This is a genomic window from Dactylosporangium siamense, assembly GCF_016862795.1.
Taxonomy (GTDB): domain Bacteria; phylum Actinomycetota; class Actinomycetes; order Mycobacteriales; family Micromonosporaceae; genus Dactylosporangium; species Dactylosporangium siamense.
Map to the genome: position 1 here is coordinate 61595 of NZ_BONQ01000155.1, position 11253 is coordinate 72847.

Below are 11253 nucleotides of genomic sequence, written 5' to 3' on the forward strand. Positions count from 1 at the left end.
GACCTGAGCCCGGCGCGCTGGATAGGGTGGGTCGCATGGCTCAACGACCCCTGACACTGATGGCAGTGCACGCGCACCCCGACGACGAGGCGACCGGCACCGGTGGCGTGCTGGCCAGATACGCCTCGGAAGGGATCACGACGGTGCTGGTGACCTGCACCGACGGGCGCTGCGGGGACGGACCCGGCGGGGTCAAACCGGGAGAGCCGGGCCACGACCCCGAGGCGGTGGCCGCGATGCGCCTCGTGGAGCTCGAGGCCAGCTGCGCCGCGCTGAAGGTCGCGCACCTGGAGGTGCTCGGCTACCCGGACTCCGGGATGATGGGCTGGCCGACCAACGACGTGGCCGGCTCGTTCTGGACCACGCCCGTGCCGGACGCCGCGCAGCGCCTCGCCGCGCTCATCGACAGGTATCAGCCGGACGTGATCGTCACCTACGACGAGAACGGCTTCTACGGGCACCCGGACCACATCCAGGCGCACCGGATCACGATGGCCGCGGTCGAGCTGACCGGCAGCCCGGCCAAGGTGTACTGGACGACGGTCCCGCGCTCCGGCATGGAGAAGTTCGGCGAGACGCTGCGCGAGCTGGGCGTCGAGTTCCCCGAGCCGGATCCCGACGCGCCGCCGGCCGGTCCGCCGATGGGCCTGCCCGACGAGGAGATCTCGACGTGGGTGGACACCAGGGCGTTCGGGGCGCAGAAGTTCGACGCGCTCGCCGCGCACGCCAGCCAGGGCGAGAACATCTTCTTCCTGCGCATGGGCAAGGAGAAGTTCACCGAGCTGATGGGGATGGAGACCTTCGTGCGGGTGCGCGACACCACGGGTGCGCCGCTGCCGGAGGACGACCTGTTCGCCGGGCTGCGCTGAGCCACGGTTTGGGGGGACCTTAAGCGTTCCTTTGGTACGGGTGGGGTTGTCCGGGGTGCGGCTACCATGCCGTTCGTGCTGGACAACCCGGAACCCTCGCCGTGGTGGATGCGCCGCCGGACCTGGGTGGTCGCGGCCGCCGGCGCCGTCGTGGCAGGCACCGCGACCGTCGCGCTCGTCGCGCAGTCGTCCGGGGCCGCCTGCGCCGCGGCCGCCGCCTCGGCCGGCCAGGCGACGTACTACGCGGCCGACGGCGGCGGCAACTGCTCGTTCGACCCGGTGTCGAACCCGCTCGTCGTGGCCCTCGGCAACGCCGAGTACGCCGCCGGTGCCGCGTGCGGCGGTTACCTGGACGTCAAGGGTCCGAAGGGCACGGTGCGGGTGAAGGTCACCGACCGCTGCCCGGAGTGCGCCGCCGGCCACCTGGATCTCAGCAGGCAGGCGTTCGCGAAGATCGGTGACCCGGTCGCCGGGATCATCAAGGTGACGTACAGCAAGGTGACCAGCCCGCCGGCGCCCGGCCCGATGACGGTGCGGGTGAAGGAGGGCTCGTCGCGGTACTGGCTGGCGCTGCGCCTGGACAACACCGGCAACCCGCTGTCCGCGGTGGAGCTGCAGTCCGGCGGCGGCTGGAAGGCGTTGAGCCACACCGACTACAACTACTGGATCGCCCAGAACGGTGCCGGCACCGGCCCGTTCACGATCCGGGCGACCGACACCGCCGGGCGGCGCACGACCCTGACCGGGGTGACGCTGACCGTCGGCACCGTGCAGCGCCCGGGAGCCACCGCCACCACCGCCGCCTCCGCGCCGAAGACCCCGGCGGCCAGCAGGCCGGGCACCGCCGCGGCCGAGTCGGCGCCGGTGTCGCCGCCGCCCACCGGCGAACCGGCCGGTGCAGCCGCCACCGAGGCCGGCACCGAGGTCACCGCCGCGGCCGCCCAGCCACCCGCGAGATGCGGCTGAGTGGCCCCGGTCAGCGCCGGCCGGTCAGGTAACCGCCCATCGTCGTGAAGTAGTCGGTGGCCGCCAGCTCGGTGCCGTCTTCGGTGCGGATCCGCTCGACGGCCAGGCCGTGGCTGCGGCCGCGGCGGGCCTCGGCGCCGGCCACGATGACCACGGCGTCGCCCTCGCGGATGAAGATCCGGCCGGGGGTGCCGCCGTAGATGCCCTTGGACACCGACGCGGCGACGATGCGGATGCGCTGGCCGCGGTGATAGGTGAACGCGTTCGGGTACGGGTCGGACTGCGCCCGCACGAGCCGGTCCAGGTCCTCCGCCGGCCAGGTCCAGTCGATGCGGCTGTCCTCCTCGGCCCGCTTGTGGAAGAAGCTCGCCCTGGAGCGGTCCTGCGGGGTCCAGTCGGCGCGGCCGGACGCGATCAGGTCCAGGCCGTCCACGGTGATCGGGCCGAACAGCTCCAGGGTCTTGTGGAACAGGTCGGTGGTGGTGTCCCGGTCGCCGACGGGGACCGCCCGCTGCAGCACGATGTCACCGGCGTCCAGCCCGGCGTCCATCATGTGCGCGGTGACCCCGACCTCCTTCTCGCCGTTGATGAGGGCCCAGATCAGCGGGGCGAAGCCGCCGTAGGACGGCAGCAGCGAGTCGTGCACGTTGAGGGTGCCGAACCGGGGGAGCTCGAAGATCTCCGGCGGGATCCAGGTGCGCCAGTTGGTGGCGACGATCACGTCCGGGTCGGCCTGCTTGAGCCGGTCGAGCAGCTCGGCATCGTCAGGCCGGTCGCGGATGATGACCTCGACGCCGTGTTCGGTGGCGAGATCGGCGACGGAGTCGCTCCAGATCCGCTCGTACGGGTGGTCGCTCACCGGGTGGGTCACGACCAGCGCGACCTCGTGCTCGGAGGCCAGCAGCGCCTGGAGCGTGCGATGCCCCCAGGTCTGATATCCGAACATGACGACGCGCATTGGGCCTCCCAGATGAGTGACAACGTTCGATGCCATAGCCTTCGATCGGAAGTTAGGTTAGTCTACCCTTCATTTACGTGGAAGCCGCAGGGCGATCGTGACAAGGGCGCTAACTAAGGTTAGGCTTGCCTAACTCCACATCAGCGGGTGGCGGAGCCGGAACGGTCGAGCCGGGTCTCGACGTGAACGATGGGACTGCGATGCCACAGTTGCGCCAGGAGGACGCCGTGCCGGTCTACGACCTCGTCGGGGTCGGCTTCGGCCCTTCGAACCTGGCGCTCGCGATCGCGGTGCACGAGCGCAACGCCACCGCCGGCTCGGCGCCCGTGAGCGCGGTGTTCCTGGAGCGGCAGGCCGCCTTCGGCTGGCACCGGGGCATGCTGATCGAGGACGCGACGATGCAGGTGTCCTTCCTCAAGGACCTCGTCACGATGCGGAACCCGACCAGCTCCTTCAGCTTCCTGTGCTACCTGCACGAGCGTGGCCGGCTCATCGACTTCGTCAACCACAAGAGCCTGTTCCCGCTGCGCATCGAGTTCCACGACTACCTCGAGTGGGCCGCCGTCCGGGTCGACGACCTGGTCCGCTACGGCGCCGACGTCACCGCCGTGCGTCCCGTCGTCACCGACGACGTCGTGACGGCGTACGACGTGGAGGCACGCGACGCCGCCGGTGCGCCGTACACCGTGCGCACCCGCAACGTCGTGCTCGCCAGCGGGCTGCGTCCCGCCCTGCCCCCGGGCATCGAGGCGTCGCAGCGGGTCTGGCACAGCCGGGACCTGCTGACCAATGTGGACGCTCTGGCCGGCACCGACCCGTCCCGGTTCGTCGTCGTGGGCGCCGGGCAGAGCGCCGCCGAGGTGACCGCGTTCCTGCACGAACGCTTCCCGTCGGCCGAGGTGTGCGGCGTGCTGTCCCGCTACGGCTACAGCCCCGCCGACGACAGCCCCTTCGCCAACCGCATCTTCGACCCCCTCGCCGTCGACGACTACTTCGACGCCTCCGCGCAGGTGAAGTCGATGCTGCTGGGCTACCACGCCAACACCAACTACTCCGTGGTCGACACCGACCTCATCGAGACGCTCTACCGCCGCGTGTACCGGGAGAAGGTGCTCGGCTCGCAACGGCTCCGCCTGCTCAACGTGTCCCGGCTCACCGCCGCCGAGGAGACCGCCGGCCGGGTCGCGGTCACCGTCGAGTCGATGCTCACCGGCGCCCGCACCGTCCTGGACGCCGACGTGCTCGTCTGCGCCACCGGCTACGCGCCCGCCGACCCGTTCCCGCTGCTCGGTGAGCTCGCCGGCCGCTGCCACTACGACGGGCAGGGCCGCGCCGTCGTCGACCGCGACTACCGCATCCGCACCGACGCCGCCGTGCACGCCGGGATCTACCTGCAGGGCGGCACCGAACACACCCACGGCATCAGCTCCTCGCTGCTGTCCAACACCGCGATCCGCTCCGCCGAGATCCTCGAGTCGGTCTGCGGCCGGCGGCGCGCCGAGCCCGCCCTGCCCGCACTGTCCGGCTCGGGCCGAGCCAGCTCCTACGCGTGAGCGGGTCCACCCCACCGCAGCCACCGCCGCAGGCCGCCGCGGCACTGCTCACCACGGCCCGCGCCGAACCGGCCGCGGTCTCCGGCACTGCGGTGCCCGGCGCTGCGGTGTCCGGCGCTGCGGTGCGCGGCGCCGTCGTGGTCAAGCAGGCGAGGGCGTTGCGGCCGGCGGGCCTGGCCGCCACGAACGCCCGGCGCGGGCTGTGGCTCGCCGTGTCCGTCGGGATCCTCGCGGTGTGCTGCCTGCTGAGCATCGCCGTGGGCACCAAGAACCTGTCCCCGGCCACGATCTGGGACGCGTTCGCGCACTACACCGGCACCACCGATCAGTCGATCGTGCGGGACCTGCGGGTGCCGCGCACCGTCCTGGCGGTGCTCGTCGGCGCCGCGCTCGGCATCTCCGGCGCCGTCATCCAGGCCGTCACCCGCAACCCCCTGGCGGACACGCAGGTCCTCGGGATCAACGCGGGCGCGGGGCTGTTCGTCGTGATCGCGATCGGGCTGCTCGGCCTGTCCAGCATCACCGCCTACGTCTGGTTCGCCTTCGCCGGCGTCGTCGTGGCGATGGTGCTCGTCTACGCCCTCGCCGCCGTCGGCCGCGGACCCGCCACACCGGTGCGGCTGCTGCTCGCCGGCGTCGCGCTCGGCGCCGTCCTGGAAGGGATCGCCTCCGGCGTCCGCCTGATCCGCCCGCGGGCCTTCTACTACCTGCGCTTCTGGGACGTGGGCGCGCTCACCGGCCGTGGCTGGGACGTCATCCGCGCGGTCGCCCCGTTCGTCGTCGCCGGACTCGTCCTCGCGCTGCTGGTGGCGCGGTCCCTGAACACGGTCGCGCTCGGCGAGGACCTGGCCCGGTCCCTGGGCGCGAGCCTCGGCCGCACCCGGGCCGGCGCGGTGCTGTCGGTGACGCTGCTCGCCGGCGCGGCGACCGCGGCGGTCGGGCCGATCGGCTTCGTCGGGCTGATGGTGCCGCACGTCGCGCGGTGGATCACCGGACCCGACCAGCGGTGGATCTTCGCGTACACCCTCGTCGGCGGGCCGGTGCTGCTGCTCGCCGCCGACGTCCTCGGCCGGCTCGTGCTGCGCCCCGGCGAGCTGCAGGCCGGGATCGTGACCGCGTTCGTGGGCGCGCCCGTGCTCATCTGGCTGGTCCGCCGCCGCTCGGCGAGCGCGCTGTGAACCCCGTGAAGGCGCCCGGCGAGCGCGCTGTGAACCCCGTGAAGGCGCCCGGCGAGCGCGCTGTGAACCCAGTGAAGGCGCTCGGCGAGCGCGCTGTGAACGCCACGAAGACCAGGACCACCGTCGACTTCGGACGGTCGGCGCTCGTGCTGCGGATCGGCCCGCTCACCTCGGTGCGCCTCGGCGTCCGCACCACCGTCACCTGCCTCGTGCTGCTGCTGCTCGCCGCCGCCGTGGCGGTCCTCGCGCTCGGCACCGGCGAGTTCACCGCGACCCCGGCCGAGGTGCTGCAGGCCCTCACCGGCGAGGGCTCCCGCGCCGTGCGGCTCGTCGTCGTCGAGTGGCGCCTGCCCCGGGTCCTGCTCGCCCTGCTGGTCGGCGCCGCGATGGGTCTGTCCGGCGCCATCTTCCAGGCGCTGACCCGCAACCCGCTCGGCAGCCCCGACGTGCTCGGGTTCAGCACCGGCGCCTACACGGGTGTCCTGATCTGCGTCGTGTTCGTCGGCCGCGGCTACCCGCAGACCGTCACCGCCGCCCTCATCGGCGGCATCGCCACCGCCGCCGCGGTCTACCTGCTGTCGCTGCGGCGCGGCGTGCAGGGTTTCCGGCTCATCATCGTCGGCATCGCGATCAGCGCCGTGCTCAGCTCGGTCAACGAGTGGTTCATCATCAAGGTCGACCTGCAGACCGCCATCTCCGCCACGATCTGGGGCAAGGGCACGCTGAACGGCCTCGGCTGGGCCCAGGTCACGCCCGCCGCCGTCGCCATCGGCGGCCTGACCCTGCTGGTCCTCGCGCTCGGCCGGCGGCTGCAGGTGCTGGAGCTCGGCGACGACGCCGCGGCCGCCGTCGGCGTCGGCGTCGAACGGACCCGCCTGGCCTACCTCGCGCTCGGCGTGGCGCTGATCGCCGCCGCGACCGCCGTCGCCGGACCGATCTCGTTCGTGGCCCTGGCCGCGCCGCAGCTCGCGCACCGGGTGGCCCGCACCGCCGGGATCGCCCTGGCGCCGTCCGCCGCCATGGGCGCGCTGCTGCTCATGGGCAGCGACTTCGCCGCGCAGCGGGTGTTCGCGCCGACCCAGCTGCCGGTCGGTGTCGTCACCGTGTCGATCGGCGGCCTGTACTTCGTGTGGCTACTGGCCAGACAGGCGAGGAGATGAGCATGACCCGGTTGCGCGCGGACGGCATCACCGTCGGCTACGACCGCAAGACGATCAGCGCCGACCTGGACCTGACGGTCCCCGACGGCCGGTTCACCGTGATCGTCGGCCCCAACGCCTGCGGCAAGTCGACGCTGCTGCGGGCGCTGTCGCGGCTGCTCGCCCCGGCCAAGGGCCAGGTGCTGCTGGACGGCAGGTCGATCCACGCCTACCCGGCGAAGGAGGTGGCCCGGCGGCTCGGGCTGCTGCCGCAGTCCTCCGTCGCGCCGGACGGCATCTCCGTCGCCGAGCTCGTCGCCCGCGGCCGGTTCCCGCACCAACGGCTGCTGCGCCAGTGGTCCGCCGACGACGAGGCCGCGGTCGCCGCCGCGATGGACGCGACCGGCGTCACCGAACTGTCCGCGGACCTCGTCGACACGCTGTCCGGCGGCCAGCGGCAACGGGTGTGGGTCGCGATGGTCCTCGCCCAGCAGACCCCGATCGTGCTGCTCGACGAGCCGACCACGTTCCTGGACATCGCCCACCAGGTCGAGCTGCTCGAACTGTGCCTGCGGCTCAACCGCGAGCAGGGCACCACGATGGTCGCCGTCCTGCACGACCTCAACCACGCCTGCCGCTACGCCGATCACATCGTGGTGATGAAGGCGGGCGTCATCGTCGCCGAGGGCGACCCGCGGCACGTCGTCACCGGCGAGCTCGTCGAGGACGTCTTCGGCCTGCCGTGCCGCATCATCCCCGACCCGGAGACCGGCACCCCGCTGGTCATCCCGCGCGCCGGCGCCCTGCACGCCGCCCTGCCGCTCTGACCCCCGCAACCCTCCGACAGATGGGAACGACCATGTCCAGCAACCCGTTCGACGACGAGAGCGGCACGTTCTTCGTGCTCGTCAACGACGAGGACCAGCACTCGCTGTGGCCGACGTTCGCCGCGGTGCCGGCGGGCTGGCGGATCGTCTTCGGCGAGAGCGGCCAGACCTCCCGCCAGGAGTGCGTGGACTACGTCGACCGCAACTGGACCGACCTGCGGCCCAGGAGCCTGCGGGAGAGCATGGCGCGGGACACGGCCCCGGCCGCCTGAGATGCCGCCGACCACCGGATCGCGCATCCTGCGGCGCTCCATCACCCGCAACCGGGGCCGCCTCGCCCGCGGCACCGGCCTGATCAGCCTGCACCAGCTCGCCGAGGCGACCGTGCCGGTCCTCATCGGCGTCGGCATCGACCGTGCCGTCGCGCCCGGCGACGGCACGGCCCTGCTGCTCTGGGTGGCGGCGCTCGGCACGCTGTTCGTCGGGCTGCACCTGTGCTATCGCTTCGGCGCCCGCCAGCTGATGCTCGCCATCGCGAACGAGGCGTACCTGCTGCGCGGCGAGCTGGCCGCGAAGATCGTCCACCCGCGGCGGCTGCGCACGGACCTGCGGGCCGGCGAGCTGCTGACGGTGTCCAGCACCGACGCCGACAACGTCTCCTACCTGCTGGACTACGTGCCGCGCATCGCCGGCGCGATCACCGCGACCGCCGTCAGCGCCGCGGTGCTGCTCGTCGTCGACTGGCGGCTCGGCCTGGTCGTGCTCGTCGGCACCCCGCTGGTGCTGGTCGGCATGCAGTTCGCCGGGCCGCTCATCACGCGGCGGGTCACCGAGCAGCAGGAGCTGGCCGGGAAGGCCACCGCCCTGGCCACCGACCTGGTCAGCGGGGTCCGGCCGTTGCGCGGGCTCGGCGCCGAGCGGGCCGCCGCCCGCCGGTATCACGACGTCAGCCAGGCCTCGCTGCGCGCCGCGCTGCGGGCGGCCGGCACCCAGAGCCGCTACCTCGCGTTCTCCACCGCCGGCAGCGCGCTGCTCGCGTGCGGGGTCGCCGTGCTCGCGGGCTGGTTCGCCCTCGACGGCCGCATCAGCGTCGGCGAGTTCATCATGGTCATCGGCCTGGCCCAGTTCTTGCTCGAGCCGATCGGGCTCCTCGCGATCGTGCCGAGCTGGGTCGCCGAGGCGCGCGCCTCCGCGGACCGGGCCGCGCTCGTCCTGGGCGCGGAGCTGCTTCTGCCGCCAGGGGCAGTGCAGGAGCAAAAGCCAGAGCCGGATCTGGTACTGACCGCGCTGCGCCACGGCACCCTCGAGGGCCTCGACCTGACCGTGCACCCCGGCGAGTTCGTCGGCGTGGTCACCCCCCGCTCCGCCGACGGCGAGGCCATCGTCCGGCTCCTCGCCGGCGGTGTCCCGCCCGGGGAGTTCGAAGGCTCCATCCTGCTCGGCGGCGTCGCTCTGCACGACCTGGAGCCCGCCCAGGCCCGGGCCGTCATGCTCGTCGAACCCCACCAGACGGACCTGTTCACCGGCACCGTCGCCGCCAACGTCGCGGGCCCGTCCCCGGCCGACCGGACGCGGCTGCTGGCGGCGCTCGCCGCCTCGGCGGCCGACGAGGTCGTCGACGGCCACCCCGACGGCATCGACCGGCACGTCGCCGAGCGCGGCGCCACCCTGTCCGGCGGGCAGCGGCAGCGGCTCGCGCTCGCCCGCGCGCTGCTGGCCCACCCGCCGATCCTGGTGCTGCACGACCCGACCACCGCCGTCGACGCCGTCACCGAGCAGTCGATCGCGCGGGCCGTCCGCGCGCTGCGTCAGGAGCGCACGACCGTCGTCGTCACCAGCAGTCCCGCCATCCTCGCCGTCGCCGACCGGGTCGTCGTCGTCGACGACGGGCGGGTCACGGTCGAGGGCGGGCACGCCGACCTGGGCGCGACCCACGACGACTACCGGAAGGTCGTACTACGGTGAGCACCGAACACCTCCCGATCGCGGACCGGCGCGAGACGCTGCGCTGGCTGCGCGGCGAGCTGCGGGCCAGGTGGGGGCGGGCGGCCGGCGCGTTCGCGGTCGGCCTGCTCGCCGCCGCGGCCGGGGTCACCCCCGTCTACGCCCTCGGCGTCCTCGTCGACCGGGTCCGGGCCGGCGCGCCGTCCTCCGACATCGTCGGGATCACCGTCGTCATCGTGGTCGCGGCGCTCGTCGCCGGGGTCACGACCGCCGTGTCGACCTACCTGATCGCCGGGCTCGGCGGCCGGATCCTCGCGACGCTGCGCGAGGACGTCGTCGCCCGCGCCATCACGCTGCCGGCGACCCGCCTCGAACGGGCCGGCAAGGGCGAGCTCATGTCCCGGGTCGGGCCCGACGTCGCCGCCGTCAACAAGGCCGTCACCGACGTGCTGCCGACGATGACGTCCTCGGCGCTGCTCGCGGCGCTCAGCGTCGCCGCGATGGTCGGCATCGACTGGCGGCTCGGCCTCGCCGGGCTCGTCACCGTGCCGATGTACGTCGTGGCGCTGCGCTGGTACCTGCCGCGATCCGCACCCGGCTACGCCGTCGAGCGCGCCGCCGTCGGCGAACGGTCCCAGCTGCTGCTGGAGAGCGTGCAGGGGCTGCGGACCGTGCACGCGTACCGCCTCGAAACCCCGCACCTGCAGGGCATCGACGCCGCGTCCGCCCGGGCCCGCGACGTGTCGGTGAACGTGTTCGGGCTCTTCATCAGGTTCGTCGGCAGGGTCAACCGGGCCGAGTTCGTCGGGCTCGCCGTCATCGTCGTCACCGGCTTCCTGCTCGTGCGGGACGGCGCGGTCACCGTCGGCGGGACCGCGGCCGCGGCCGTGCTGTTCCACCGGCTGTTCAACCCGGTGTCGATGCTGCTGTACACGTTCGACGAGCTGCAGGCGGGCGGCGCCGGACTGGCCCGGCTGGTCGGCGTCGTCAGCATCCCCGACGAACCGCGGGAGGCGGCCGCCGACGGTCGGTCCCCGGTGGACAGCACCCTCGAGGTGACCGGGGTCCGGTTCGGCTACCCGGGCGGCGCCGAGGTGCTGCACGGCGTCAGCCTGCGGATCGAGGCCGGCCAGCGGGTCGCGCTCGTCGGCTCCACCGGCGCCGGCAAGTCGACCCTCGCCGCCGTCGCCGCCGGGATCCTCCAGCCGGCCGCCGGGTCCGCCAGCATCGGCGGGATGCCGGTCGGGCTGATGGACCCGGTCCTGCTGCGCTCGCAGGTCGCCATCATCAGCCAGGAGACGCACGTCTTCGCCGGCCCGCTCATCGAGGACCTGCGCCTGGCCCGGCCCGGCGCTTCCGACGCCGACATCGACGCGGCCCTGGCGACGGTCGGCGCCACCGGCTGGGTCCAGGCGCTCCCCGACGGGGTGCGGACCGTCGTCGGGGAGGGCGGGCACGAGCTGACCGCCGCCCGCGCCCAGCAGGTCGCCCTCGCCCGGCTGGTCCTGGCCGACCCGGCGGTCGCGATCCTCGACGAGGCCACCGCCGAGGCGGGCAGCTTCGGCGCCCGCGACCTCGAGGACTCCGCCCTCGCGGCGACCGCCGGCCGGACCACGCTCATCGTGGCGCACCGGCTCACCCAGGCCAGATCCGCGGACCGGGTCGTCGTCCTGGAGGACGGCCGGGTCGCCGAGGAGGGCGGCCACGACGAGCTGGTCCTCGCCGGCGGCCGGTACGCACAGCTCTGGGCGGCGTGGGAGTCCCGCACGCCGACCTTCCCGTAACCAACCCCCCGAACGTAGACAAAGGCAGGGAACAA

General features: G+C 73.4%; 10 protein-coding genes. 9 read left to right on the forward strand and 1 reads right to left on the reverse strand.

Features of this window, described 5'->3' with window-relative positions; translation table 11 throughout:
• The first annotated feature begins 35 nt into the window (after positions 1-35).
• Together Dsi01nite_RS47515 and Dsi01nite_RS47520 are read left to right on the forward strand one after the other, a co-directional pair.
• On the forward strand, positions 36-869 hold the full coding sequence (locus tag Dsi01nite_RS47515) for a PIG-L family deacetylase (RefSeq protein ID WP_203853084.1): 834 nt from the start codon (positions 36-38) through the stop codon (positions 867-869).
• A gap of 66 nt (positions 870-935) precedes the next feature.
• Complete coding sequence (locus tag Dsi01nite_RS47520; protein WP_239136812.1) at positions 936-1835, forward strand: expansin EXLX1 family cellulose-binding protein; 900 nt, start codon at positions 936-938, stop codon at positions 1833-1835.
• Between the two features lie 10 nt (positions 1836-1845).
• On the opposite strand, the gene Dsi01nite_RS47525 is transcribed toward Dsi01nite_RS47520, so the two are convergent.
• A complete protein-coding gene (locus Dsi01nite_RS47525) occupies positions 1846-2793 on the reverse strand; it encodes a methionyl-tRNA formyltransferase (protein WP_203853085.1) in 948 nt (315 codons plus the stop codon).
• Between the two features lie 200 nt (positions 2794-2993).
• Here Dsi01nite_RS47525 and Dsi01nite_RS47530 point away from each other — a divergent pair, with 200 nt between their 5' ends.
• The 7 genes from Dsi01nite_RS47530 to Dsi01nite_RS47560 all read left to right on the forward strand — a co-directional run bounded on the left by Dsi01nite_RS47530 (position 2994) and on the right by Dsi01nite_RS47560 (position 11218).
• Complete coding sequence (locus tag Dsi01nite_RS47530) at positions 2994-4346, forward strand: lysine N(6)-hydroxylase/L-ornithine N(5)-oxygenase family protein (protein WP_203853086.1); 1353 nt, start codon at positions 2994-2996, stop codon at positions 4344-4346.
• 173 nt (positions 4347-4519) lie between these two features.
• A complete protein-coding gene (locus tag Dsi01nite_RS47535; protein ID WP_444542525.1) occupies positions 4520-5524 on the forward strand; it encodes a FecCD family ABC transporter permease in 1005 nt (334 codons plus the stop codon).
• A 62-nt stretch (positions 5525-5586) separates the two neighbouring features.
• Complete coding sequence (locus Dsi01nite_RS47540; RefSeq protein WP_239136816.1) at positions 5587-6684, forward strand: FecCD family ABC transporter permease; 1098 nt, start codon at positions 5587-5589, stop codon at positions 6682-6684.
• A complete protein-coding gene (locus Dsi01nite_RS47545; RefSeq protein ID WP_239136818.1) occupies positions 6681-7490 on the forward strand; it encodes an ABC transporter ATP-binding protein in 810 nt (269 codons plus the stop codon). The genes Dsi01nite_RS47540 and Dsi01nite_RS47545 overlap by 4 nt, the downstream gene beginning before the upstream one ends.
• A gap of 32 nt (positions 7491-7522) precedes the next feature.
• The gene (locus Dsi01nite_RS47550) at positions 7523-7762 is read left to right on the forward strand and encodes an MbtH family protein (RefSeq protein ID WP_203853114.1); all 240 of its coding nucleotides are present in this window, start codon (positions 7523-7525) and stop codon (positions 7760-7762) included.
• A 1-nt stretch (position 7763) separates the two neighbouring features.
• Positions 7764-9455 carry an ABC transporter transmembrane domain-containing protein gene (locus tag Dsi01nite_RS47555; RefSeq protein ID WP_203853088.1) on the forward strand — a complete coding sequence of 564 codons (1692 nt, stop codon included), beginning with the start codon at positions 7764-7766 and terminating at the stop codon, positions 9453-9455.
• Entirely contained in the window at positions 9452-11218 is a 1767-nt protein-coding gene (locus tag Dsi01nite_RS47560; RefSeq protein ID WP_203853089.1) for an ABC transporter ATP-binding protein, read from the forward strand. The genes Dsi01nite_RS47555 and Dsi01nite_RS47560 overlap by 4 nt, the downstream gene beginning before the upstream one ends.
• Positions 11219-11253: the final 35 nt, after the last annotated feature.